Genomic DNA, 26,963 nt, shown 5'->3' with positions numbered 1-26,963 from the left:
TTTTAGATTAATAACCTTGGTTCTGTACCAATGTAGGGTTGGCGATCAAATCTGCCTGAGGAAGTGGGTATAGGTTTCTGGAAGCAGGCGTACTTGCTCCATTGAATGATCCACCTTTCCACTGCCATACATAATCCCCACCGGTGTATCTGCCGAATCTGATCAAGTCAGTTCTTCTGTGAGCTTCCCACTTCAACTCTCTGGCTCTTTCGTCAATGATGAAATCCAGGTTAAGCTGGTTTGCAGCAATATTACCGCTCGCATCACCATAAGCTCTTTCTCTCAACTCATTGATAAAGGTCAACGCCTGCGCCTGGCTTCCACCAGATCCGCCTCTCAATACCGCTTCGGCATACATCAGGTAAGCGTCCGCCAATCTAAACATTGGGAAATCAACACTCACGTGATCGTTGATAGGGCCGTCAGGTCTGGCGTCAGTAGTGCTAAGCACATTTCTGAATTTCACTACACCATAGCCATCCTGGAAAGTTGACACACTTTCAATATCAGCTTGGTGACCTGAAGTGTATAACCAACCTCTTGCATCAGGCTCACCATTTAAGCCAGGGTAAAGATTGGCTACTTCAGGCCTAATTCTCAATCCCTGCCATCCACCTGGAACGCCAAAGTTGATGTTTGAAGCCATGTCACCACCTATCGCCGCATTGATCAAAAATGTAGCGCCACCCCAAGCCATTGTGCTTACTTGGTCAAAAGCAATAGGGAAAATGATTTCAGGAGAATTATCATTGTCAGCAAGGAACAAGTGGTTGTAGTTTGGCTCCAAAGAATAGCCAGCTCCAATCACTTCATTCAATTGGGCAAGTGCTTCTGTATATCTGGCTTCACCAGTGTACACTTCGGCATTCAAATACAATTTGGCCAAAAGCATTCTCGCTGCACCCTGATCTGCTCTCGCATATTCATGCTGACCAGCTGGCACCATCTGAGGGATGATCTCTACCAACTCACTTTCGATGTAGTTGAAAAGATCTCTTCTCTGAATCTGCTCTGGGAAGAATGAACCTACCACATCTGCTTCAGTCACAAACGGAACGTTTCCGTAAAGATCCAAAGCATGGTAGTAAGAAAGGGCTCTAAGGAATCTCGCCTCGGTTCTATAACCTCTTGCGGTATTCTGGTTAGCTTCTGAAATTCCTCTAGAAGCCATGTTTTCATCACTTAGCTCACGGATAAACTCATTAGCCAAAGTGATTTGGTAAAAAATCCTGTAGTACATAGCGGCAATGAAGCCGTTGTCAGCAGAATAAGTCATAGTGTTCAAGGTTGGAAGACCCTCATCATTCCAAGCGATGATTGCCTCATCAGTTGGAAGTTGCTGAAGTTTCCAGTATGCACGAAGGTAAGTGGAAGCACCCTCATCCTGGCCGCCAATATCACCACGGCCATCAGGTCCAGATTGGCCGGATACGGCTAAACCACCGTACAGTTTAGCCAACACTTGGATATAGTTATCAAAATCTTCATATACCTGAATGGAGGTGAGCTCATTGAAGGGCTCCAAATCCAAGTCGGTACAGGAGGTGAATGAGAAAAAGGTCCCCATCACCAATGCCATTATTTTTAGAAATTGTTTTTTCATCTTTTCAATATTTTTAACAATCAAAGAGTCAGACCCTTTCATTGGTTGAGTCCATTAAAATCCAAAGTTTACACCAAAGGAATAAATTCTTGGGAACGGATAGAAGTTGTTATCTATACCACCTGGGATTTCAGGATCGATACCTGAATAGTTGGTAATCAAGAAAGCATTCTGAACCGTTGCGTTTGCTCTTAAATTAATATTGGAGTTGAAAATATTACCGAAGTTATATCCCAAGCTGATGTTCTCCATTCTTACAAAAGTGGCATCTTCCAAATAGTAATCAGATCTCAACCTGTAATCCTGGAAACCAGTTTGAAGGATATCCGAAGTGATGTTGTTCAAATAACCTGGGAATCTAAGCCCTTGATAAGCTCCGTTGGCAGCTCTGATGTTGTTGTAAGCCATGTTACCTGTATTGCCTCTCAACACGAAGCTGAAATCCCAGTTGTTGTAACGCAATTGCGAGTTAAAGCCAAAGAAGTATTGTGGATCAGGGAATCCTCTTCTGTAAAGATCCTGCTCATTGACAACACCGTCACCGTTTCTGTCCACATACACATTCTCCAATGGTCTGCCGTCTTGGTTATATACCTGTTGCCATACATAGAAAGAATTAGGCTGGAAGCCAACAGTATGAACTTGGATAGTGTTACCAGTTCCACCGGAAATTTCACCCACCAAGATACCAACTGCATCCTCGGCTACATTGCTAAGGCTTAGGATGTTGTTTCGGTTATAGGTAAAGTTTGCTCCTATAGTCCAGTCTAGCTGATTAGTTCTGATGATGTTGTAATTGATAGCTGCCTCCACACCGTAGTTTTCAATATTACCTACGTTGGTAAAAAGCTGGTTGGTCAGGTTAGTACCTGCAGGAACCGGTATTACAGCAAGAAGGTCATTTGTTCTCTTATAATAGTAGTCCAAGGTACCGAATACTTTTCCGTTCAGGAATTCATAATCAACCCCTGCATTCCAAGTCACCGTCTCTTCCCACTTGATATTTCTATCGTATCCTTCTGGTCTCAACGTATTGTAGAAAGTGTTGCCGAATCTATATCTGGCAGCGTTGTCAGATACGGTATATCTTGGTAGATAAGGGAAAAACGATCCAATATCCTGCTGACCTGTCATCCCCCAACCCAATCTCAATTTAAAATCTGTCAGTGTATTGTTATCGGCCAAGAATCCTTCTTCACTGATTCTCCATGCTGCTGCAAGAGAAGGGAATACACCCCATCTATTTTCAGGACTAAATCTTGAAGAACCGTCAGTTCGGATTGTAGCGGTCAACAAGTATTTATCCATCAAGTTGTAGTTTGCTCTTCCAAAGAAAGAGATCAATCTATATTGTGGCCTTGTTTCGATACCTGCAGGGGTGAGCTCTACCCCTTCTTCGTTCACCGTAGGGAATTGTGGGTATTCAAACAAGAAATCTTGCCAAGAGTAACCACCCGTCACATCAAGTCTTCCCGCATTTCCAAAATCCCTGACATAATTCAAATAGAAATCAGCCAATAGGTTTCTGTTATTTTGTGCGTATGGAGAAATTGATCCTCCCTGGTTGAATCCTGCTGCAGCAGTGGAAGGAATAATATCTGTACCTTCACCACGGCTGATATCATAACCCAAGTTCAAATTAGCTCTCAAGCCTTCCACAAATGGAAGCGAGTAATCCAATTGAAGGTTACCAATACTTCTTCTCACTTCACTTCTATTGTCTCTTTGCTCAAGAAGACCCACTGGGTTTCTTGGTGACAAAAGCTGAGGGCTTCCGTCAGGATTTCTCCATTCCCAAAATCCACCTAACCCTTCTGGGTCACGGATCGGCTGAGTAGGGTCAAAAACCGCTGCTGCGCCAATGGCTCCTTGGTCAGCAAAACGGCTTCTAGTCAAAGCTCCACGTATATTGAAATTGATTTTCAACTGATCATCCAAAAGGCTTGGAGTCAAGGAAAGGCCAGCCGTAGTTCTGTTCATATGGTCTGTTCTTAACACCCCGTTTTGATCCAAGTAACCCACTGACACTCTATAAGGGATGTCATTAATGGATCCTGAAATACTTGCATTGTTGTCGAAAGAGATGGCATCTCTGTAAATGGCATCCTGCCAGTTGGTATTGGCATCACCCATCAGGGCTTGTTGTGCTGGAGAAGCCTGCTCCGACGCTATTTGCCTGAATTGATCCGGGTTTAGCACATCGACAGTGTTGGTAACCTCAGACACCGACATTAAGCTGCTGACATTAACACTCAGGTCTTGACCTCTTTTACCTTTACGAGTAGTAATCAAGATCACACCGTTAGAAGCTCGAGAACCGTAGATTGCCGTTGCAGAGGCATCTTTCAAGATATCAAAAGTCTCGATATCATTTGGGTTCAAAAAGTTAAGCGGGTTGGCAGAGCCTGCTATGGAGGAGTTATCCAAAGGCACCCCATCGATTACAATCAAAGGGTCATTTGATGCATTCAAAGAGGAACCCCCACGGATTCTGATTCTGGCACCTGCACCTGGCTGACCACTGTTTGGGGTGATGTTCACCCCAGCGATCTTACCGGTGATCAGCTGCTCGGGATTGGTTACCTGACCGACGTTGAAGTCGCCCCTGGTCACCGAGCCAACCGAACCCGTAAGGTCAGCTTTTCTTTGCGTACCGTAACCGATTACAACTACTTCATCTAGCTGCTTGGTGTCACCCTCCAGCTGCACATCAATCACAGACTGGTTTCCAGCTACCACTTCTCTGGCTGTGTACCCTATAAAGGAGTAAACCAAGATCTCCTCATTGGATTGGACGCCTATTGAATAGTTACCATCGATGTCGGTAGTGGTACCCCGCGTGGTACCCTTGATGCTAACATTGACAAAAGGTAATTCCTCACCTGAGTTGAGATCTGTCACCTTACCTGTCACTGTCCTTTCCTGTGCCATCAATTCCTGACAACAAATAAAGGACAGTAATACGACCGTGATTTTAAAGACGGTAAAAACTTTTCGCATAACTGTTTTATTTTGGATTTATTTAATTAGTACAAGGTTAAAATTCTTAAAATATTCCAATTCCATGCATTCTCCGAAGAGGTTTGAAGCGATTGGAAAATGATATCGTTCCTAGTCCCTGTGCATATTTTAGGAAATATTAACCAAAAAATAATTCCCTACCAAGGAGGTTGCAGGGGTATTTCCTGCATTTTTTATTGCAAACGAAACCGCAATCGTTTGCATAGAAAAAATATTTTTTAGTACATTATGCAAAAAGGTGTCTATGATTGTTAAATTGTTAAAAATGGATGTGTGACAAAGAGCCTAATTCAAACCTCTGAATAAATCAATATATCTTAAAAAAATTCAATTATTTGACGTTCAGACTATTAAAAATGCGAATAATTTAAAATTATAGCCGTACCGTTGCAAAATAATCAAGAGCGCTTCATCATTTTGCAAACTTTAAATTAATTAGCTTGTTTTTATGAATAATCATCAAAATAAGCTTTCTTTACCAATTCTGAATCAGAAAAAAGGAATACCATGAAACTTGGTCAAGCAACCATAAAAGATATAGCCAAAGCTTTAAATGTCTCCTCCTCCACCGTGTCCCGGGCATTGAAGGATTACCCCGGTATCAGCAAGGAAACCAAGCGGAAAGTGAAGGAGTTGGCGGAAAAGCTGAATTACCGTCCCAATGCAGTGGCATTGAGTCTTAGGAAAAGCAAATCTTTTACTATTGGGGTGATCATTCCGGAGGTGGTTCACTTCTTTTTCTCCACTGTAATCAGCGGTATTGAGGAAATAGCTTTTGCAAATGGCTATAATGTAATCCTGTGTCAGACCAACGAAAGCCTTTCCAGGGAAATGTCCAGTGTGGATACAATAATAAGTAACCAGATAGATGGGCTATTGATTAGCTACTCCAAAGAAACCACGGACTTTAGCCATTTTCAAAAGCTCATTGACCATAATTTCCCCATTGTGTTTTTTGACAGGGTTCCAGAACTTCCCAATACCGTTAACGTAACCGTTGACGATTATTCCGGAGCAAAGGAGGCCGTCAAACATCTCATTGACCAGGGATACCAAAAAATCTTCCATCTGGCAGGACCAAAAAACCTGCTTATCAGTACCCACCGTCTGGATGGCTATAAAGATGCCCTTAAAGAATCTAACCGTGAATTCGACCCAACTATGGTGGAATCTTGTCCTATAGGCACTGAGGAGGAGAGTTTCGGGATCATCACAAAAGTTTTCCAAGAATCAGACGTGAGGCCTGATGCCGTCTTTGCAGCCAACGATATTGCGGCGGCCGGTGCAATGAGGGCTGTAAAAAGTCTCGGATTAAGAGTTCCGCAGGATGTGGGCATAGTTGGGTTTAGCAACTGGCAGTTTTCATCCATGGTTGACCCACCCATCACTACCGTATCCCAGCCAGGTTTCAAGATTGGGGAAAGAGCCACGCAGTTGCTTCTAAAGATGATCAACAAAAAGGAGGAAGACCCCTTTGAGCCCATCACCGAAATCCTGGAAACGGAGCTTTTGGTGAGAGGATCCTCCCTCAAAAAGGATTAAAATTAATTTTTTATAACAAAATTTGATTTTTTAGTGCAAACGATTGAAATTGTTTTGTAATCATTTTTTACGTCAAAGTTTGACTTTGCAAGGCTTTCTTTTGTCATATCTGGTTCTTGGGCTGGTTTTTTCATTTGATTATACTTTCTAAATTAGCCCAAAACAAACCTTCTTATTTTTCGGCCAGGTTTGGATTCAAGACAAAAATTTACGCCCAATATGACCCAAAAAGTCCAATCAACATCTACTTCCCGCAACCTTCATGCTGGAGCCATCAACTCATGGTCCCCTACCCCATTTGGTCTTGAGGGCACCACCGAAAATGGGGTTTTCAACCTCTCCGTATATGGACCCAAAACGGTCAGGGTACAGGTGAGCCGCTCGGATGAATTCAACCCCAACCCCTACTCGGTGGTGAAAGCCCCGGTGTCGGAGGGTTTTGAAGTGAGTGATGGAGGAAGCTTTTTGCTGTTGCAGACTGACTACATCAATATAGAAATCAATAAAACACCCTTCGCTATCATCTTTAAAGACCAAAAGGGCAATATCATAAACCAAGATGACCAGGCTTTTTCCGTCTCTTGGCTAGGCACTGAGGTCACCAACTATAAAAAACTGCAAGAAAACGAGCGGTTTATCGGACTGGGTGAAAAGACAGGCAACTTGGATAGGAGCGGAAACGCCTATACCAACTGGAACACAGATTATTTTGCCTATGGTACCGATGATGATCCCTTGTATATGTCCATCCCATTTTATGTGGGCATCCATGACAAGGGCAGTTATGGCATATTCTTCGACAACACCCACAAAACTGTATTCAACTTTGGCGCCTCCAACAACCGCTTTGCATACTATTCTGCAGAGGATGGAGAAATGGATTATTATTTCTTCCATGATGCGGAGGTCAAGGGGATCATCAGTGCCTATTCCGATCTGACTGGCCGGATGCAACTGCCTCCAAAATGGGCTTTGGGATATCAGCAGTGCCGCTATTCCTACTACCCTGACAGTGAGGTATTGACGCTTTCACAGTCATTTAGAGATAAAAAGGTACCCGCAGATGTTATTTATCTTGATATCCATCATATGGAGAAATACAAGGTCTTTACTTTTGACGGAGAAAAATTCCCTGATCCAAAAGCCATGATCCAAACGCTAAAAGATAGAGGGTTTAAAGTGGTGGTGATCATGGATCCAGGAATCCGAACGGAAGAAGACTATGAGCCTTATGTAGATGGCAAAGAAAAAGACCTCTTCCTCAAATACCCGGATGACAGTATCTATGAAGGCCAGGTTTGGCCCGGCTGGTGTGCTTTCCCTGATTACACCAACCCTGAAACCCGGGACTGGTGGGCAGGGAAAATGAAATTTTACACTGAAGCAGGTGTAGACGGGTTTTGGACGGACATGAATGAACCGGCCACATGGGGCCAATGTACTCCCAATTTAATTGATTTCGATTTTGAAGGCCAAAAGGTGAGCCACCGAAAAGCCCGAAACATTTACGGCATGCAGATGGCCAGAAGCGTAAAAGAAGGCGCAGAAAAAATCAGCCCCGATGCCCGTCCTTTTGTACTTACAAGAGCCGGATTTTCCGGAATTCAACGCTATGCAGCAGCTTGGACCGGGGACAATGTGGCCTCTGAAGACCATATGCTAGCTGGAGTCAGGTTACTGAACAGCATGGGGATCAGCGGCATACCATTTTCAGGTTATGATATTGGCGGATTTGCCGGTGATGCTGCACCGAGCCTTTATGCACGGTGGATGAGTATCGCCACCTTTGCCCCTCTTTTCCGCGCCCACAGTATGATAAACAGTAACGACGCTGAGCCTTGGGCTTTTGGTGAAGAAGTGGAAGAAATTTCAAGGAATTATATCAAGCTGAGGTACAAGTTACTTCCTACTATTTATAGCGCCTTTTACAGCAGCACGCAGACAGGTTTACCTTTGACGGAAAGTCTGGCCATACAATACAGCCAGGATATGAATGTGTTTGACTCCAAATACCAGGACCAATACATTTTCTGTGATGCTTTCTTGGTAGCTCCAGTGAAAAGCACCCGCGATATTGCCAAAGTTTACCTCCCAAAAGGTGACTGGTATTATTTCTTTAATGACCAACACCATAAGGGCGGCAATCCAGTTTTTGTGGAGTCACCTTTGAATTACCTTCCTGTTTTTGTTAAAGGAGGCAGTATTATAGCCCTGCAATCGGAAACGTACCATACCGGGGAAGATCACGACGGCGTGTTGAACCTTCATTTTTACAAAGGAAAAGGTAAATCTAAATATGTCCATTATGAAGATGACGGGATTTCAAACGGCCACAAGGACGGTGATTTCTGCAAAAAGACTATAACTCTGGATTCGGATTCCGGTTCGGTCACCATTTCCAGCCAGGAAGGAGCTCATCCGTCTACTTATAATACATACAAACTGCATTTTCACGGCTTTAATGCCAAATCCATACAAATCGGGGATTCAGAAAGTAATTTAAAGAAAGAGAATCTCGCTTTCCTTGAAAAACTTACCGAGTTTGATCCCTTGCCGGAGCATTTGCATCCCTTCCATGAGGTGAAAAATGTCTTTACCTTTGAAATAGAAAATACTACGGATGCGGTGGAAATCGAATTGCATTAAACACCCAGAATTAGTTTCAATACCTTATACTCAACCCAGAATGACTACGAATTTTATTAAGAATTACCTGCTGTTGATCTTGATTGGCTTTACTATGAGCTGCAAGCCGGCTCCAGAAACAAGCCCCCCGGATACAGCTCAGGAAACGAGTAACTTTTCCCAGGCTCCTGATTGGGTAAAGGACAAAAACATCTATGAAGTCAATCTTCGCCAGTATACCCAAGAGGGTACCTTTGCTGCTTTTGAAAAGGAGGTTCCAAGATTAAAGGAAATGGGCGTGGACATCCTATGGTTTATGCCTATTCATGATATCGGGGAAAAGAACAGAAAAGGCTCCCTCGGCAGCTATTATGCCATCAAAGATTACAAGAGCGTAAATGCAGAGTTTGGGACCAAAGAAGACTTTGACAGACTTGTAAAAACCATCCATGACAATGATATGTATATAATCATTGATTGGGTGGCCAATCACACCGCTTGGGACCACCCTTGGACTAAAAGCAATCCGGAATACTACTCCAAGGATGAGAATGACAATTTCATGCCTCCAGCCAATACCGATTGGGAGGATGTGATCGATTTGGATTATAATAATCCAGAGGTTCATACTGCCATGGAAGATGCCATGGTGTATTGGGTAAAGGAACATGATATCGATGGCTTCAGATGTGATGTGGCCGAATTGGTTCCTATGGAATTCTGGAACAACACCCGGAAAAGTCTGGATGAAATCAAGCCTGTATTCATGCTAGCGGAAGGTGAAAAAGTAGAGCTCTATGAGGCTTTCGATATGACATACGCTTGGAATGTCTTTCACACGCTGGTAGATTTGGCTGGAGACAGAGAGAAAAACAATGACACTTTGCATGGGTCAGTATTGGAAGGCGTTGAAGGTTTGCCTGAAGGGGCTTTTATAATGAATTTCTTGACCAATCATGACGAAAATACTTGGAAAGGCACCATTGATTCACTTTTGGGTCCAGCCCATGAAGCCATGGCAGTGTTGATCCACACCATCCCGGGTATGCCGCTTATTTACTCCGGACAAGAGGCCAATATCACCCAGCGCCTTGAGTTTTTTGAAAGAGACCCAATCGATTGGGGTGATTACGAAAAGGCCGATTTTTATACCCAACTGAATGCTTTGAAACACCAAAACAAAGCCCTTTGGAATGGAGAGCATGGTGGCAGCTTCAAGAGACTTCCCAATTCCAAATCGGAGGGGATCTATGCCTTTGAAAGGAAAAAGGACCGTAACAGGGTGATCACTATTGTTAACCTTTCGGTTAGGGAAAGGACCTATGAGTTTACCGACAACAAAGAAGGACTGAAAGACTATTTCAGCCCAGGTGCCTCGGAGATTGGTTCCTCGATAAAAATGCAGCCTTGGGGGTATAGAGTTTTGACTAACTAAGCCATGGCTACACTTGTGGAAAAGAAAAAACTAAGCTTCTGGCAGATCTGGAACATGAGTTTTGGGTTTCTTGGGATACAAATGGGCTTTGCCTTGCAGAATGCCAACGCCAGCAGGATCCTTCAGACTTTCGGAGCCGATGTGGAGCACCTGTCTCTATTTTGGTTGGTGGCCCCCATTACCGGGATGATCGTGCAGCCCATCATCGGCTATTATAGCGATAGAACCTGGACCAGATTAGGCCGGAGAAGGCCTTATTTTCTGGTCGGGGCCATCCTGGCAGCCATTGGATTGATATTGATGCCCAACGCCTCACTTTTCGTGGCTTATCTTCCCGCTCTCTGGGTGGGGGCTGGTTTCTTGATGATCATGGACGCCTCCTTCAATGTGGCCATGGAGCCTTTCAGGGCTTTGGTTGCGGACAAACTCCCGACTGATCAGCGAACTTTGGGTTTTTCCGTGCAAACGTTATTGATAGGCCTAGGAGCTGTTTTGGGCTCTTGGATGCCTTATGTTTTGACCAATTGGTTTGGTGTAGCAACCACCGCCGATGAAGGCATTATTCCTCTCAACGTGATCATGGCATTCTTCATTGGTGCCATGATCCTGGTAGGCTCCATACTTTGGACCGTACTGCGAACTACAGAATATTCTCCTGATGAACAGGCGGCCATAGACGGGCATAACAAAGAGAAGCCCAAGGAGGAATCTAAGGGCATCATGGACATTTTCACCGACTTTTGGAAAATGCCGGAAACTATGCGCCAGCTAGGCTTGGTACAGTTTTTCTCCTGGTTTGCCCTATTTTCGATGTGGGTATTTACCACGCCCGCTTTGGCCCAGCACGTTTGGGGATTGGCACCCGAGGACCGGAGCTCGCTGGCTTTCAATGAAGCGGGAAATTATGTAGGGGTGATTTTTGGCGTTTACAATCTTGTGTCAGCCCTTTTCGCCCTAGCTCTTCCGGTCATTGCGGCCAAGGTGGGCAGGAAATGGACACATGCAATTTGTTTGACAGCGGGAGGAATCGGCCTGGCTTCCATCATGTTGATCACCGACCCATCACAAGCTTGGATGCTCAACATTTCCATGATTGGCGTGGGAATCGCCTGGGCAAGTATATTGGCCATGCCGTATGCAATATTGGCAGGATCCATTCCTTTGCGCAAAATGGGCGTTTACATGGGGATTTTCAATTTCTTCATCACCGCCCCTCAGATCGTCAACGGTTTCTTTGGTGGCTATATCGTCAAATATTTATATGGCGGCCAAGCCATCTATGCTATCCTTTCGGCTGGCATCATCCTCTTTATTGCAGCTGTTTGCGTAATGTTCGTAGAGGATAAAGATGATGTAGTAATCGTGGATGAATAGTAACAGTTAATTCATCATTAAATTGATTTGGTATAAAAATAGCCGTAAGGGTAAAGCCTTTGCGGCTATTTTCATTAAGTTTAATCACCAATTCATTTTTACAGCTACTTATGCCTAATAAAACCCTGATTCTTTATGCAAGTGTAGATGGTCAGACAGCAGACATCTGCGGCAAAATAAGGGGGCAACTGGAAGAGGCTGGACACCTGGTAGAAATTTTGACTATCCAAGATCCCCCGCCCTCGATTAAAGCTTTCGATAAAATAATTATGGCTTCCAGCATCCGCTATGGAAAACACAATGCAGAACTTATCTCTTTTATTGACGAAAATTTGACGGAGTTAAATCGGCTTAAAACGGCATTTTTATCTGTAAATCTTGTAGCGCGGAAGGAAAACAAAGCTGAGGCCGATACCAATCCTTATGTGAAGAAATTTTTCGAGAATACGGATTGGAAACCTGATATGGTTGGCGTCTTTGCAGGTAAATTGGACTATGCTAAATATAGCTTTTGGGATAAGTGGCTCATAAGAATGATCATGTTTTTCACCGATGGGCCCCTCTTCCCTCCCATCGCCATGGAATTTACCAATTGGCAAAAAGTGGAGGCGTTTTCCAGGGATTTCTCCAAATTGTAGAAAAAAAATTTAACTTTTCCTTTTTTGAAATAGTTAAATATGAATATTTAGGAATGATATATGCACATTACTGCTATATAAGATTTACGAACCACTAACACTAAATAAGATCATGGAAAATCACAACCTCAGAATTATTAACGTTGAGTCTTTTAAAGTTATAGGCATCACATCTGAGAATAGTTGTGAATTCAATGAGCTGGTTTTTGAGGATACTTGCGGTAAGGTCTGGCGAAAATTCATATTGGAAAGGGTTTCTGAAAACATTCCAGACAAAATCGATAGCAAAGTGTATGCAGTGTATTACGATTATCCGGAGATGACCGGCTCCCAGGCCCGTTACCTAGTAGGGTCCAAGGTAGCTCCAGACGCCGAAGTACCGGAGGGAATGGATTGCGTGACTATAAAAGGAGGTACTTACTTGAAGGTTACCACATTTGACAAGGTCCCGGAATGCCACACCGACACCTGGAAAAAGATCTGGTCTTCCCATATGGCAAGAACTTATAAAACAGATTTTGAGGTATATGATGCAGACATCCAAAGGTGGCGAAGTGCTAATATGGATGTGTTTATTGGAATTTCATTGAGTGCTTCCCAACTTGAAGAGCTACCCGAATATATTCAAAACAACATTACCAACCCCTAAGACAATCCTCATTTATACATGTGGTTTTTGTCTATATAGAAATATTCTTAACTTATAAGCCTGTATAAGGGTGCTCTTATGAAAAAACTTAAACTTAAAATAGTAAATATCAAAAGTTTTCCGGTTATCGGGCTAGCTACTAAATGTGTCAGTCATGATGTAGATTCTGACTTTTTTGAAAATTGCGATGAGATTTGGAAAAAATTTGTCACGGGTGGTTACTCCGAAGCAATACCCAATAAAGTTAATGATAACATCATTGCCGCTTATTTTAATTTTGAGGGAGACAGTACTAAGCCATTTGAGTTTCTGGTAGGCTGTCAGGTGACACATGTCGATGAGATCCCAGAAGGGATGCAGACATTTGAGATGGACCACGGGCCGTATTTAAAAGTTCGCTCCCATGAAAAAATTCCCGAATGCCATTCCGCGGCCTGGAAAGAGATTTGGGAATCAGACATTGACAGAAAGTACAGCACCGATTTTGAAGTTTACAGCAGTGAAATCCAGGATTGGAGAAATGCCGAGATGGATATTTACATCGGCATTGAGGGCAAATTGGACAGTTTGGAAAAATTACCAGAGCATATTGAAGTTAGCATAGAAGCACATGAGTAGACCCTATATTTTGGCAGAAAGCCACTGGAAAGACCTCCAGACTTTTCGCTTTGACCTAGCCGTCCTACCCTGGGGCGCAACTGAAGCACACAATTATCACCTCCCCTACGCAACAGACAATTACGAATCAGAATACCTGGCCGCTGAAGCTGCCAGAAAAGCTTGGGAAAACGGCACAAAAGTGACCGTCCTGCCCACCATTCCCTTTGGCGTAAATACCGGCCAAAAAGACATTTATCTTGACATCAATTTAAACCCCTCCGTGCAAATGGCCATCCTCGACAATATCATCGAGGTATTGAATAGGCAAGGGCTTAAAAAGCTGCTGATTGTCAACAGCCATGGAGGAAATGATTTTAAAACCGCACTCAGAGAGCTTGGCCTTAAATATCCTGAGATGTTTCTGGCGACTTCCAATTGGTTCAGGTCTTTGGACAAATCCAAGTATTTTGACCAAGACGGTGATCATGCTGATGAAATGGAAACCAGCTTGATCATGCATCTCAAGCCTGAGCTAGTACTGCCCCTCGATGAAGCCGGTGAGGGCCAGGAAAAAAAGAACAAGATCAAGGGCTTCCGTGAAGGTTGGGCTTGGACAGAAAGAAATTGGCCCCTTATCTCTGAAGACACCGGAGTGGGAAACCCCAAAGCTGCATCTGCTGAAAAGGGCGCACGTTTTTTCCAAGATGTCACGGACAAACTTGCCCAGCTCTATACGGAAATTGCAGATGCGGACCCAAAAAACCTTTACGAATGAACCATAAGTGCTTTCTTAGCGCCTTTGAGGCTATAAAATTTAGACCCTAAAAACTTTTTAGCATGAAATGTGACCCAAAATACCTGGATTTCAACCTTTGCCTGGAAGGCGAATTGGTCAGATTGCGACCCATGAGGCTTGAGGATATGAAAGCCTTTGAAGAATTGACCAAAACCTCGGACTGGACATATTTCACACATGATCTTTCTGATGAAAGGGAGCTTGAGATGTGGCTATTGGAAGGTTTAAAGCTGAAAGAATCACGGCAGCGAATTCCCTTTACAGTAGAGGATAAGCAAACTGGCGAGATCCTGGGGTCCAGCAGCTTTGGCAACATCAGCCTTCGCGACCAACGGGTGGAAATAGGCTGGACTTGGCTTTCTCCTTCCGCCAGAGGAAAAGGTTACAATGCGGACATGAAAAAAGCCATGCTCAGCTATGCATTTGGTAAAGTAAACTTTGTGCGTGTAGAGTTTAAAACTGATGTACTAAACCAACCTGCCCGCAAAGCTCTCCAGAAAATGGGGATCAAAGAAGAAGGAATATTGAGAAGTCATACCTTGATGACAAAGGAAAGACGAAGAGACACAATTTTTTTTGGAATATTAGCCGACGAATGGCCAAGCATTAACAGTTGACTTATGTACCCTTTTACCACCATCGATTACCTTGAGCATGGAAACCAACGCCAGAAACAGGTTTTTGAACTTCTTACCAAATACCAATTGATGGCAAAATTGGAAAAATATCATCCGCTAGTGGTCGGCACTATTCCTTTAGGAATAGATGTTCCCCAAAGCGATGTGGATATTATCTGTGAAATAAAGGATCCTGATGATTTCAGGAAGGATTTGCAATCCAAGTTTGGCGGGGAAAAATGGTTTAGCATCAAAAAAACCGATTTGCACAACAAACCTACCATTGTATGCCGTTTTGAGCTGGAAGGCCTACCTATTGAGGTATTTGGGCAGGACATGCCAACGGAAAAACAGCTGGCTTTCCGCCACATGATCATCGAATACCATATCCTTAAAAAGTTTGATGATGATTTCAAGGAGAAGATTATTGAGCTTAAAAGAGAAGGGATGAAAACAGAGCCCGCATTTACCAAGTTATTAGGGTTGGAAGGAAATCCCTATTTGGTATTGTTGGATTATCCGCTGGAAAAGCGGGAGGATGAGTTTGACTTTTGAAAAAACCGATTAGATGAAAAACATTACAATCACCGGTGTGCCGGAACATTTCAATTTTCCCTGGATAAAATTAATTGAAAAAAAGCCTTTTAAATTCAACCTAACCTGGAAAGAAGAGCCCAAAGGCTCAGGAGCCATGATTCAGTCTCTTCAAAATGGCGAAACAGATGTTGCCATTCTTTTAACGGAAAGCTACCTCAAGGCCAAGGTGGAAAAGTTAAAAGCGCAGGCTATCGGCTACCATGTCAAAAGTCCACTTACTTGGGGAATTCATGTTCCCTCTGGAAGTGAAGTGACTGATCTGGCGGAGCTACAAAATCACCCCTTTCTGATCAGCAGATTGGGTTCAGGATCTCACTTGATGGCTTTTCTATTGGCCAAGCAAAAAGGATGGGCTTTGGAAAATCTCAAATTTGACATCATCGGAGATCTCAATGGGGCTAGAAATAGCTTTGCCACCAACCAGCCACAAGCTTTCCTTTGGGAAAAATACACGACCAAGCCATTTGTAGACAATGGCGAGTTTAGACGCATAGGATCCATTCCCACCCCTTGGCCTTGCTTTGTGATCGTGGCAAGCCACAACGCTTTGGAAAACCACACCGAGGAGCTCAAGCAACTTCAAAAAGCACTCTACGAAACTACTGCCAGTCTCAAGGAAGAGGACACCCTTGCCGAAGACCTTAGCAAGCATTACCAATTGAAACTTGAGGACATCAAATCTTGGCTAAAGGACCTCAATTGGGCCACCGATCCGAATATGGAAAAAATCACCCTGCTCAACACCATGACCATTCTGGAAGAGCTCGGCTTAATAGATCAAGAGCTGCCCGTTGAGGAATTGGTAGATTTGAATTTTGTAAAATTGACGTAACGCTATTTTAGTTTATTCTTCAATTTACGCATGGCTTCCCCAGGCATTCAGGCATCTCAAATCAGAACATTTAGATCATAACAATAGTAATCAACCATTTAAATCCCTTACAACAACCTATAATTAACTGATATTAAACCAATCACAGATTGTTTTTACACTGGTTTAACATTGGTTTATTACTGGTCTATGACTGGTTCAGGTAAACCTTTTCCCCGCCTGGTAATGAGAGAATTTTAGGCGGAGGCATAAAAAAAGGACGGCTTACAAACCGTCCTTTTTTTAATCCCTGATTTTGACCTTTCAAATCATTTCATTTCCTCCCAGTCCCAATCCTCATTCAGCTGGGTAATGGCATGATGGGCAGTCATATCAAATTGACAAGGAACAATCGATGCATAGTTGTTGGCAATGGCCCACTCATCATTGTCTTCACCTTTATCGAAGTTCACAAAGTTACCGGCCATCCAGAAATACTTCTGACCATTCGGATCATATCTTTCTTTAAACTCTTCCTGCCATTTGGCCCTTGCCTGTCTACAGAGTTTCACGCCCTTGATAGGCTCATTTCTCTTTGGAGGGAAGTTTACGTTTAAGGCAACCCCTTTGGGCATGCCATGTTCCAAAACCTGTTTGGCTACTTTATAAACGATTTCCTCCACATGGGAAAAATCTGCTTTTGAGCTGTAATCACAAAGACTAAAACCAATAGACGGATACCCTTCAATTGCTCCTTCTATGGCAGCAGACATGGTACCTGAATACAAAACACTGATAGAAGTATTGCTACCGTGGTTGATACCGCTGACAATCAAATCTGGCGACCTGTCTTTTAAAACGTAGTGTTTGGCAAGTTTTACGCAATCCGCAGGGGTACCGCTGGATTTGTAGGCCAATACATCGTCAAAAATCTCCTCCTCCACGAGTCGGAGGGTGTTTCCTATGGTGATGGCGTGCCCCATTCCGGATTGAGGGCTATCTGGGGCTACCACGACTACATCTCCAAGTTTTTTCATTACATTTACTAGCACACGAATTCCCCTAGACGTGATACCGTCATCATTGGAGACCAAAATAAGCGGTCTTGACATTTAAGATTCTTTTAATTTATTGTAATATGAGGTGATTCTGAGCAGGTCACCACGACGATCGTGGTTTAACCTGTTTTTCCTAATGAAAAGTTTAACTTCGGATGATTTGTCATCCATAATATTCAAAAGCTCTTTTCTCTTCTGGCTGTACTTTTGGATTTTCCCATCCTGGAGAAAATAGAAGTTGAAAGCAAGTTTGTTGACCCCCATCATCGGGCCTCCCCACATTGGGTTCATGTACATTCCACCCATGCCCATACCACCCATGCGGTTGTCCACGGTGATGAACTCACGGCAAAGAAGAGTGAGGTTATTTCCATCGACCAGAAGTTCAAAGAAAACAGGAACTTCATAATCGGGATTCATGGCATAAGGCAGACTGTAAAAAGTCCTGATCCCGCCGTAATATTCGTCATAGATTTCAAAATACTCCAAAGAAGTTGCGTTGAAGGTCTCTATGGTGTTACCTTTCCTCTGGACCGTATTGGTTTCCAGATCGTACTTGATAGGGCCATCAAGGATTTCCCCATCAGTCAAAAATAGTCGGCCTTCGTGCCAGATTTGGCTTGGAAACTCCTGAGCCTGCACGAACGATACGCTAATTAGGGTGAGTAAGACGATATAAAAGTATTTTTTCATTTTGGATGATTTTTATATCTACATAACGAATTAAACCACAGAATAGTTAGGAGAAAATACGATTTTATAGGCAAAACAAAGCCCGGAGTTCCGGGCCGTGTTTTTATTTGATTTTATCTATTTCTTTCTTCAAAATGGTGTGTCCCATTTTATCGCGTTTGGTCTCTAAATACCTGGTGTTATGTGGATTGGGCACCACCTCCAAAGGCAGGGAATCAACAATCTCCAAGCCATAGCCGAGCAAACCGGCTCTCTTGGTAGGATTGTTGGAGATCAGCCTGATTTTGGAAACGCCAAGATCTCTTAAGATTTGCGCTCCTACCCCATAATCTCTTTTATCGGTTGGGAAGCCCAGGGCAATATTGGCCTGTACGGTATCCATTCCTTGCTCCTGAAGCTTGTAGGCTTTCAATTTATTGATAAGGCCTATACCTCTGCCCTCTTGATTCATATAAATAATGACACCTTTACCCTCCTTTTCCACCATTTCCATGGCAGTATGAAGCTGGGATCCACAGTCGCAACGGCATGAGCCAAATATGTCGCCTGTGATACAGCTGGAGTGTACACGCACCATTACAGGCTCATCCTGTTCCCACTCCCCTTTGATAAGGGCAAGGTGGATTTCGTCAGTGTTGGTTTGTCTGAAAGCAATCAGGTCAAAATTCCCCCATTCGGTAGGGAGGTCAACGCCAATTTCTCTTTTGATCAAGGTATCATGCTTCAGCCTGTAGGCGATTAGGTCCTTGATGGTTACCAGTTTCAAATCGAATTTCTTGGCCACTTCCACAAGATCCGGCAGGCGGGCCATGGTACCGTCTTCGTTCATGATCTCTACCAAAACGCCCCCTGGAGCAAATCCCGCAAGTCTGGCAAGATCCATAGCAGCCTCCGTGTGACCAGTTCTTCTCAATACACCTCCTCTTTTTGCCTTAAGGGGAAAAATGTGGCCTGGCTTGCCTAGATCTTCCGGCTTGGTCTCCGGATCAACCAAAGCCTGGATGGTTTTGGCTCTATCACTTGCGGATATACCCGTAGTACAGCCATGACCTATCAAATCAACAGATATGGTAAAAGGGGTTTCGTAAGTTGCGGTATTCTTCCCAACCATCAATTCCAGACCCAATTCATCGCAGCGGTCCTCATGGAGGGATGCACAGATAAGTCCGCGGCCGTGGGTGGCCATAAAGTTGATGATTTCAGGCGTTACTTTTTCTGCAGCACAGATGAAATCACCCTCATTTTCACGATCCTCGTCGTCTACCACAATGATGATTTCCCCGTTTTTGATTGCCTCAATTGCCTCTTCTATGGTATTGAGCTTAAATTCTTCTGCCATAATATTTTTTGAAAGATCGAAATTCGAGTGCAAAAATACACTTCTTATCCACTAAAACCGACTAAAGCGATTTTTAGTTTGGTTTAATTTGAGATCACGGTCCCGAAATGCTTATCAATTTCTGCCTGGTACCTCTTGAGCTCCTGATACACGCCAAGCAATTCGAGTAGCTCATCATCACCCGCAGTCTTGATTTTTAACTTGGTCTCGTCTATCATTTTCTTGAGCACATTTCTTTTCAACCTGAGTACCCCATCATAGATGGTCTTGGGAAGATTGTCTCTTTCCCGGGCGGTAAAGATCTGATGCTTTTTCTCCCAAGACTCTGACAGTTCGTGCTTAGGGGAAATCATGTTCACAATGATGGATTTGGCCTCGGCATCTGGGGTGTTGAGGAAATATTCGGCAGTAGGCAGCTCCCCTTTGGCCAAAGCCTGCTTATACCTGACAAGAATTTTTTGATAAACCGGCGTTTCAAAACTAAGATCGGCAATTTCCTGAAGCAGGTATTCACAGACATGAAGGTCATCGCTGACTTTTTCAAACCCATAGGATATCAGCAACCTAAGGGTTTCCCCTTCCTGGGCGGCCAGAATTTCCTTGGCGGGCACTTCAGGTTTGGCCACCGGAAGCAGGTCCTCAAAAGGAATATCAGCGGCATTGGCCTCCTGTTCCCTTTGGGCCTTGAAAGCGGCGTCTTTTTCACCTTTGAGCAGGATTTTGTTAAGCTCGGCCAATACAATATCCTCCTCAATGCTGAGCAGGCGGCCGGATTCCTTCACATACACCGTCCTGATGATCGGATCAGGGATCTTGGAGATACTCTGCACCACCTGCCTGATCACTTCTGCCCGCTTGATGGGGTCCCCTTCCGACTCTTTGGCGTAAAGGTCAATTTTGAATTCGATGAAGTCTCGGGCATTGTTTTTCAGGTAATCCTGAAATATTTCTCCGCCCACTTTTCTGGAATAGCTATCCGGGTCATCCCCGTCAGGGAATACAACGGCTTTCACATTGAGTCCACCTTCCAATAACATATCTATCCCCCTCAGAGAGGCCTTGATACCGGCCGCATCCCCATCATAGAGGACAGTCACATTGTCGGTAAACCGCTTGATGAGCTTGATCTGCCCCTCTGTTAATGATGTTCCAGATGAGGCCACCACATTTTGGATGCCGGCGAGGTGAAGGGAGATCACATCGGTGTATCCTTCTACTAAGTAGCAATTGTCTGCCTGACGCATTGCCTGCTTGGCCTGAAAGAGGCCATAAAGGACATCACTTTTATGGTAAACCTCCGTCTCCGGAGAGTTGATGTATTTGGGTTGCTTCTTATCTTGGGTTAAAATCCGGGCGCCGAAGGCAATGGGTTTCCCACCAAGGTTATGGATGGTGAAAATCACCCGGTTTCTAAACCGGTCGTATATCCTGGCTTTGTCGTCGTCTTTTTGAAGGACCAGCCCGGCCTTTAGGAGGATTTCTTCGCTGTGACCGGCTTTCTTGCCCGATTTGAGCATGTGATCCCAGCTGTCCAGGGCATAGCCCAGGTCAAACTTTTCGATTATCTCCTGAGTAAATCCTCTTTCTTTAAAATAGCTTAAACCAATGGACCGGCCTTCGTCACTTTTCAGGTTTTCCACAAAAAGGTTTTTAGCAAAATTGAGGGCAATATAAAGGCTTTCCCTCTCATTGAATGCCTGAATGTCCTCAGGGGTGGTGGCTTTATCCTCCTCTATTTCAATCCCGTATTTTTTGGCCAAGTGGCGGATAGCTTCATTGAAACCGATTCCTTCCACATCCATCACAAACTGAATGGGGTCGCCCGCTTTGCCACAGCCAAAGCACTTATAAATCTGTTTGGCAGGGGAAACGGAAAAAGATGGGGATTTTTCGTTGTGAAAAGGGCAGCAGGCCCAAAGGTTTTGCCCCTTTTTCTTCAGGGGCACATAATCATTTACCACATCCTCAATATCCGCTCTTTCCTTTACTTTCTCTGTGGTGCTGTGACTTATGGACATAAACTATTTCAATCGAAGAATTAGGGCATAAAGATAAGCAAAATTGCTTAACCCAAAACTGGCCTATGTGGAACAAATACCGAGGATTATTCCTTATTAAGTTTTAAAAAAGCATTTATAAGAAGTAAATTGCGACCCAATAAGCTAGCAGAAGAATGAGTATCAATAAAGAACGCGTTTTCAAGGCTCTATCAACGGTAGATGACCCCGATTTAAAGAAGGATCTTGTCACTTTGGGAATGGTCCAAGAAGTGGAGATCCAAGACAACAAAATCAGTTTCAAGGTAGTGCTTACCACTCCTGCATGCCCGCTGAAAGAGCTGATCAAGAACAATTGTATTGAGGCAATTGAACAAGAATTTGGTACCGAGGTGAAAACGGACATCTTCATGACGTCCAATGTAACCACTGCCAGAGACAATGCCCCGCTTATCCCGCAGGTGAAAAACATCATCGCCATTGCCTCCGGTAAAGGCGGCGTAGGTAAATCAACCTGTTCGTCTAACTTAGCAGTAGCCCTGGCTCAAACAGGCGCCAAAGTAGGCCTGATTGACGCAGACATTTCCGGCCCTTCCCTCCCTACCATGTTCAATGTGGAAGGTGAACAGCCGGCCGTAAAGCAGGAAAATGGCAAAAACATCATTATCCCAATAGAGCAATATGGCGTGAAGTTGATGTCAATTGGCTTCCTGACCCCTGCCGATAGCGCGGTGGTATGGAGAGGCCCAATGGCCAGTTCCGCCCTTCGTCAATTCATTGCAGACGTGGAGTGGGGAGAACTGGATTACCTATTGATTGACCTTCCTCCGGGCACCTCGGACATTCATTTGACTATGGTGCAGACTATCCCTGTAACAGGCGCCGTCATAGTGACTACCCCTCAAAAAGTGGCCATAGCAGACGCAACCAAGGGTTTGACAATGTTTCAACAGCCACAAATAAAGGTTCCAATATTGGGTGTTGTCGAAAATATGGCGTATTTTACACCGGAAGAATTGCCTGACAACAAATATTACCTATTTGGAAAAGAAGGAGGACAAAAACTTTCCGCTAAATTTGATGTTCCATTTTTAGGAGAGATCCCAATCGTGCAGAGTATCAGGGAAAGTGGGGATAGTGGTTACCCGGCCGTTTTTAAGGAAGGCGTAACCCAAGTGGCATTCCAAGCTTTGGCAGAGAATCTTGCCCGCCAAGTGGCCATCAGAAACGCCGAAGGAAGTAAAACAGAAATTGTACAGGTTAAAGCATAATGAAATGCAAGTAGAGTTAAAGGAAAAAATAGAAGGGGCTTTGGACAGTATACGACCTTATCTGGAAGCAGATGGAGGCAATGTGAAGGTAGTGGGGTTGAGCGAGGATATGGTCCTGCAGCTTGAGCTTACTGGCGCCTGCAGCAGCTGCCCGATGTCCACCATGACATTGAAAGCGGGGGTGGAAGAAGCCGTTAAGAGGGCAATCCCTGAGATCAAGCGTGTGGAAGCCATAAATATCACTGTGGCTTAATTGCGATTATTTAATGATTCTTAAATGAAAAGGATATTACTGATTTTTAGGATGAGATTGGTCTTATCCTTTTTGTTTTTATTTTTAGTCTTTCACGGTCATTCCCAGCAAATACTAAACACCGCTCCCCTGCACCAGCACGATGAGAAATGTGCTGCCACTTTTATTGAACAAAAGCAGACCGAGTCCATGGGCATCTATGGCAGCCAGGAATATTTTGAAACCTGGATGCAGGGTGAGTTAAAAAAACTTAAAGAAGCCCCACAGCTAAGAACTGCCCAAGATGACATAAGAACCATCCCGGTAGTAATCCATGTGATTCACGACGGGACTGCCGTAGGTGATGGAGCCAACATACCCAGATCACAGATTGAAGCTCAAATCAGATCCTTAAATGAAGATTTCCGCAGGACAAACCCTGATGCAGGAGATACTCCCGCTGAATTCCAAGGAGTGGCGGCAGATTCCAGAATTGAGTTTGTCTTGGCTCAGGAAGATCCAGACGGGCTGCCTACCACAGGCATTAACCGGGTACAGGGACCAGCGGAGAGCTATGCCCCTCAGGACGCTAGTTTGATTTCCAGCTTGGCCCTTTGGCCACCAGAGGAATATCTTAACATTTGGGTGGTGAGACTTTCCGCCCCCAACATTGGCTATGCTTCCTTTCCGATTTCCGACCTCCCTGGCCTAAATTTCCCTCCCACTACCAGAGAGTTGGATGGCGTGACTGTGGATTACCGGTATTTCGGTGAAGGTGGAAATGCCTTGGGTACAGCAAGAGGACGTACTCTCACGCACGAAGTGGGGCACTTTTTGGGTTTGAGACACATCTGGGGGGATCCTCCAGGAGGGACAAATGGCTGTGATGTGGATGATTTTGTAGCCGACACCCCCAACCAGCAGCGGGCCAATACCAGCTGTACCACTGCAGAGATATTTACCTGCGACTCTAGAGATATGATCCAAAATTACATGGATTACACTCCAGATCGCTGCATGAATCTTTTCACCCAAGGACAGGTGGAGAGAATGTGGGTGGTATTGGCTAATAGCCCAAGACGTGTAAGCCTGGTTAACAACCGAGCCACCACGCCTCCAGCTGACCTGCCTTCCTTCAGCCTCGTGATCAGAAGGCTGATCCAGCCCAGCAACTTTATCTGTGAAACTCCCCTCAACCCACAAATTGAAGTTCAAAATGTGGGCGAGACCACCATCACCTCCGTGAGAGTGGAAGTAAGGGTAAATGGTGGCGCAACCTACAGACAAACCGTAAGCACCAACCTCCCAACAGGGGATCGGGCGACCCTTACTTTCAATCCTGTGGATTTGAATGAATCAAGTGATAATACATTTGAATTAGAAATTATTGAAATCAATGCCCAGGATGCGGATGTCAATGCCAGCACCAACCTCGTATCCAGTGAACCGATTTTACAGGATGGCTTGCCTTTGCCTTATACGTATTCGCCTGGTGACTTTGAGTCTACTTGGACAGTGAGAAATGATGACAGCGGCTTCACATGGGAGTCAAGGGTTCTCAATATCAGTGGAGTAAGTCAAGAAGTGGTTTTCATAAGAAGCTTTGAGTATGAAAGAATTGGCGCTCAGGATTTCTTCATCTCTCCACCCATAGATCTAAGCAATACCCCGAGTGCCCAAATGACATTTGATTTGGCCTATGCCCCATATCCCCAGGAAGGACTTGAGGACAGGCTATGGATCGCTGTTTCGACGGATTGTGGCAATACCTTTGACTTGTTTAACGCACCCTACCGGAAAGAAGGTGTCGAACTACAGACCACTGACCCAGATCAAAATGAGTTTGTTCCCAACTCTGAAGATCAGTTTAGAAAAGAAATCCTCAACCTAAGCGCATATGAGGGTGAACCCAATGTCAGAATAGCCTTTGTGAGCTTGAACGGATATGGCAACAATATTTATGTTAAAAACATCAGCATCACTTCTACTGAGGAGTTTGAATACAATTTAAGGCTAAATAGATTGCTCAGCCCAGGGCCAGTGATCGATGGCAGTCAGGAGAACCAGGTGTTGGAAGTTTCCAACATAGGTAACCTCCCCATTTCTTCCTTTATCCTTTCCCGCCAGGTCAACAATGGGGGTGTGCAAAGTTTCATAGCGCAAGGTGAAGCAGTGCCGGCAGGAGAAACTGCCCAGATAAACCTCCCTGCAAGCAATTTCGGCAATGGAACAAACCGTCTGAATCTTGAAATCAGCAGGCCGAACTTTGACCAAAATGAAGGGAATACCTCAAGATTAACCAGGTTCATTGTTCAGTCCCCTGACACCGTACGTGCTCCTTGGAGAAAAGACTTTAATCAGGGACCACTTGCGCCCTGGGTTGTAATCAATCCAGAAAACAACTTGGGCACATGGAGATTCTTCAGTCTTTCTACTGGCAACGGCCCGGAGAGGGTGATGGAACTGAGCTCAATGGTAGAGGGGAACAGTTATTGGCTGGCTTCGCCAAAATTTGATTTGAGCAGGACTGGCGCGGCTAGCGTGTTCTTTGACAAGGCCCACAGCCACCAAGGCGGAAATGCCCGCTTCAGGGTGCTGGTCACCAATGACGGAGGGACCACCTACAACGAGGTGCTTTCCCAAGTGGGTGCGGAAATCGCCTCGATAGAGAGCTCAGGGGGTGTCAATCCTAACAGCCCAGAAGATTGGAGAAGAGAGTTTGTGGATCTTTCTGCATTTGCAGGAAGTGGAAACGACAACGTGAGGGTGGCATTTGTAGTGGACCAGGCTACATCCACAACTGCCCCGGTTTACGTGGATAACATGGAGCTGTTCTTCACCAACACACCGGAACCGGTAATTCCTGAGCAAGGCACCTCTGTGATGTACCCAAATCCAGCTGTGGATGTGTTTAGCATAGGTTTTAACTTTGATGAATTTGAGGATGTTAATATTCAGATTCTAAACCTATCAGGCATGGTCCTTCATGATGTAGACTATCCCAACACGCTTAATCAGACCTATACATTCAGTACGCAAATGTTTTCCAAAGGTGTATTTATCGTGAAAATCAGAAGCCAATCCATCACAGACACAAAGAGGCTACTTATTCAGTAAATAGATTTTTTAACTCAAGATCTATACTTGAACAGTGGCTACTGCGTATTATTCATATAGTAAATGGAAATTCCATTAAATAGGTATAAATTTACCGCTTCATAACATTATAAAATGAGTACTTTAAAAGCAGCATTAAAGAAATTAGGATTACATACCTTACTTATATTCGGGGCTTTATTTATACTATTGATCATTTTCTTTAGGGTGTATCTTCCTAGCTATACCAATCACGGAGAAACGGTCACGGTGCCTGACCTTCAGGGATATGCCTATGAAGAACTTCAAAACCTCATTTCAAGCAAAGACCTACGCTATGAAATCACACCAGACAGTGGGTTTATGGCTGAAGCAAAACCCTTGGCAGTTCTAAAGCAGTATCCCAGAGCTGGGTCCAAAGTTAAAAAGGACAGAAAAATCTACATCACCTTAAACGCCAAGAATGCGCCTTTGATTAAGATGCCTAATTTGGTGAATACCCCACTTAAAAACGCCCAGGAAATCCTGGCCAACCATGGTCTGGTGAGGGGGGAGATCGTATATGTTCCAGACATTGCCCTTAATTCTGTATTGGAGCAAAAATATAGAGGAAGGCCAATCAAGGAAGGCTTTGAAATCAGCAAAGGCTCACAAATTGACTTGGTGGTAGGTGATGGTTTGGGCAAGCAGACCTTGCAGGTTCCTGATCTTTTGGGAATGGACGAAACCGACGCTGAATTCTTGATCATTGGCTCGGGGCTAAGAATGGGGCGTATCGCCTTTGTGGAAACCGATACGGTGCCTAAAGGCACCATCGTACAGCAGTCTCCCCCAGCAGGCATAAATGCCAAAACAGGTGAGATCATTGACCTTTGGATTTCTGAAATGGAGGAATATAATTAAGGTTTATGATTATCCTCCCATTGTTTCTTTGATAGACTGAACGGAAGACCGAAACCTGCCTGCTCA

22 protein-coding genes are annotated in these 26,963 nt (G+C 44.3%); 15 read left to right on the top strand and 7 right to left on the bottom strand.

Going from position 1 to position 26,963, the window contains the following annotated elements; translation table 11 throughout:
- Positions 1-7: 7 nt before the first annotated feature.
- On the bottom strand, positions 8-1,603 hold the full coding sequence (locus KI659_RS04415) for a RagB/SusD family nutrient uptake outer membrane protein (RefSeq protein ID WP_213944113.1): 1,596 nt from the start codon (positions 1,601-1,603) through the stop codon (positions 8-10).
- 54 nt (positions 1,604-1,657) lie between these two features.
- Positions 1,658-4,603, bottom strand: coding sequence for a SusC/RagA family TonB-linked outer membrane protein (locus KI659_RS04410; RefSeq protein ID WP_213944112.1), 2,946 nt, complete (start codon positions 4,601-4,603; stop codon positions 1,658-1,660).
- A gap of 528 nt (positions 4,604-5,131) precedes the next feature.
- Between KI659_RS04410 and KI659_RS04405 the strand changes: the two genes are divergently transcribed.
- On the top strand, positions 5,132-6,166 hold the full coding sequence (locus KI659_RS04405) for a LacI family DNA-binding transcriptional regulator (protein WP_213944111.1): 1,035 nt from the start codon (positions 5,132-5,134) through the stop codon (positions 6,164-6,166).
- 2 nt (positions 6,167-6,168) lie between these two features.
- Here the strand turns inward: KI659_RS04405 and KI659_RS18650 are convergent, their stop codons facing one another.
- Entirely contained in the window at positions 6,169-6,300 is a 132-nt protein-coding gene (locus tag KI659_RS18650; RefSeq protein ID WP_262898486.1) for a hypothetical protein, read from the bottom strand.
- An 85-nt stretch (positions 6,301-6,385) separates the two neighbouring features.
- Between KI659_RS18650 and KI659_RS04400 the strand changes: the two genes are divergently transcribed.
- The 10 genes from KI659_RS04400 (at position 6,386) to KI659_RS04355 (ending at position 16,329) form a co-directional block, all read left to right on the top strand.
- Positions 6,386-8,812: a glycoside hydrolase family 31 protein gene (locus tag KI659_RS04400; protein ID WP_213944110.1), complete on the top strand. Its 2,427-nt coding sequence runs from the start codon at positions 6,386-6,388 to the stop codon at positions 8,810-8,812.
- Positions 8,813-8,852: 40 nt separating this feature from the next.
- A complete protein-coding gene (locus KI659_RS04395) occupies positions 8,853-10,226 on the top strand; it encodes an alpha-amylase family glycosyl hydrolase (protein WP_213944109.1) in 1,374 nt (457 codons plus the stop codon).
- Between the two features lie 3 nt (positions 10,227-10,229).
- Positions 10,230-11,600, top strand: coding sequence for an MFS transporter (locus KI659_RS04390; RefSeq protein ID WP_213944108.1), 1,371 nt, complete (start codon positions 10,230-10,232; stop codon positions 11,598-11,600).
- Positions 11,601-11,710: 110 nt separating this feature from the next.
- Positions 11,711-12,238: a menaquinone-dependent protoporphyrinogen IX dehydrogenase gene (gene hemG, locus KI659_RS04385; RefSeq protein WP_213944107.1), complete on the top strand. Its 528-nt coding sequence runs from the start codon at positions 11,711-11,713 to the stop codon at positions 12,236-12,238.
- Positions 12,239-12,350: 112 nt separating this feature from the next.
- Complete coding sequence (locus tag KI659_RS04380; RefSeq protein ID WP_213944106.1) at positions 12,351-12,887, top strand: GyrI-like domain-containing protein; 537 nt, start codon at positions 12,351-12,353, stop codon at positions 12,885-12,887.
- Positions 12,888-12,965: 78 nt separating this feature from the next.
- Positions 12,966-13,505, top strand: a complete 540-nt coding sequence (locus tag KI659_RS04375; protein WP_213944105.1) for a GyrI-like domain-containing protein — start codon at positions 12,966-12,968, stop codon at positions 13,503-13,505.
- A complete protein-coding gene (locus tag KI659_RS04370; RefSeq protein ID WP_213944104.1) occupies positions 13,498-14,262 on the top strand; it encodes a creatininase family protein in 765 nt (254 codons plus the stop codon). Before KI659_RS04375 ends, KI659_RS04370 begins: the two co-directional genes overlap by 8 nt.
- A 62-nt stretch (positions 14,263-14,324) precedes the next feature.
- On the top strand, positions 14,325-14,900 hold the full coding sequence (locus KI659_RS04365; protein ID WP_213944103.1) for a GNAT family N-acetyltransferase: 576 nt from the start codon (positions 14,325-14,327) through the stop codon (positions 14,898-14,900).
- Positions 14,901-14,903: 3 nt separating this feature from the next.
- Complete coding sequence (locus tag KI659_RS04360; protein ID WP_213944102.1) at positions 14,904-15,455, top strand: DUF4269 domain-containing protein; 552 nt, start codon at positions 14,904-14,906, stop codon at positions 15,453-15,455.
- A 13-nt stretch (positions 15,456-15,468) separates the two neighbouring features.
- On the top strand, positions 15,469-16,329 hold the full coding sequence (locus tag KI659_RS04355; RefSeq protein WP_213944101.1) for a PhnD/SsuA/transferrin family substrate-binding protein: 861 nt from the start codon (positions 15,469-15,471) through the stop codon (positions 16,327-16,329).
- Positions 16,330-16,637: 308 nt separating this feature from the next.
- Here KI659_RS04355 and surE read toward each other — a convergent pair whose 3' ends face one another.
- The 4 genes from surE to dnaG all read right to left on the bottom strand — a co-directional run bounded on the left by surE (position 16,638) and on the right by dnaG (position 21,416).
- Positions 16,638-17,420, bottom strand: coding sequence for a 5'/3'-nucleotidase SurE (gene surE / locus KI659_RS04350; protein ID WP_213944100.1), 783 nt, complete (start codon positions 17,418-17,420; stop codon positions 16,638-16,640).
- Positions 17,421-18,059, bottom strand: a complete 639-nt coding sequence (locus tag KI659_RS04345) for a hypothetical protein (protein ID WP_213944099.1) — start codon at positions 18,057-18,059, stop codon at positions 17,421-17,423.
- A 103-nt stretch (positions 18,060-18,162) separates the two neighbouring features.
- Positions 18,163-19,398, bottom strand: a complete 1,236-nt coding sequence (locus KI659_RS04340; protein ID WP_213944098.1) for a bifunctional 3,4-dihydroxy-2-butanone-4-phosphate synthase/GTP cyclohydrolase II — start codon at positions 19,396-19,398, stop codon at positions 18,163-18,165.
- 83 nt (positions 19,399-19,481) lie between these two features.
- Positions 19,482-21,416, bottom strand: a complete 1,935-nt coding sequence (gene dnaG / locus KI659_RS04335; protein WP_213944097.1) for a DNA primase — start codon at positions 21,414-21,416, stop codon at positions 19,482-19,484.
- A gap of 155 nt (positions 21,417-21,571) precedes the next feature.
- Between dnaG and KI659_RS04330 the strand changes: the two genes are divergently transcribed.
- From KI659_RS04330 to KI659_RS04315, 4 genes are all read left to right on the top strand, one after another.
- A complete protein-coding gene (locus KI659_RS04330; protein WP_213944096.1) occupies positions 21,572-22,666 on the top strand; it encodes an Mrp/NBP35 family ATP-binding protein in 1,095 nt (364 codons plus the stop codon).
- A gap of 4 nt (positions 22,667-22,670) precedes the next feature.
- Positions 22,671-22,919: a NifU family protein gene (locus KI659_RS04325; RefSeq protein ID WP_213944095.1), complete on the top strand. Its 249-nt coding sequence runs from the start codon at positions 22,671-22,673 to the stop codon at positions 22,917-22,919.
- Positions 22,920-22,943: 24 nt separating this feature from the next.
- Positions 22,944-26,015 (top strand): M43 family zinc metalloprotease, encoded by a 3,072-nt coding sequence (locus KI659_RS04320; RefSeq protein ID WP_213944094.1) that lies wholly within the window; start codon positions 22,944-22,946, stop codon positions 26,013-26,015.
- Positions 26,016-26,129: 114 nt separating this feature from the next.
- Complete coding sequence (locus KI659_RS04315) at positions 26,130-26,897, top strand: PASTA domain-containing protein (protein WP_213944093.1); 768 nt, start codon at positions 26,130-26,132, stop codon at positions 26,895-26,897.
- Positions 26,898-26,963 lie beyond the last annotated feature (66 nt).

The organism is Litoribacter ruber (assembly GCF_018449405.1).
Classification (GTDB): domain Bacteria; phylum Bacteroidota; class Bacteroidia; order Cytophagales; family Cyclobacteriaceae; genus Litoribacter; species Litoribacter ruber.
Note: the sequence above shows the minus strand (reverse complement) of the source record. Positions and strands in the feature narration are given on the sequence as shown.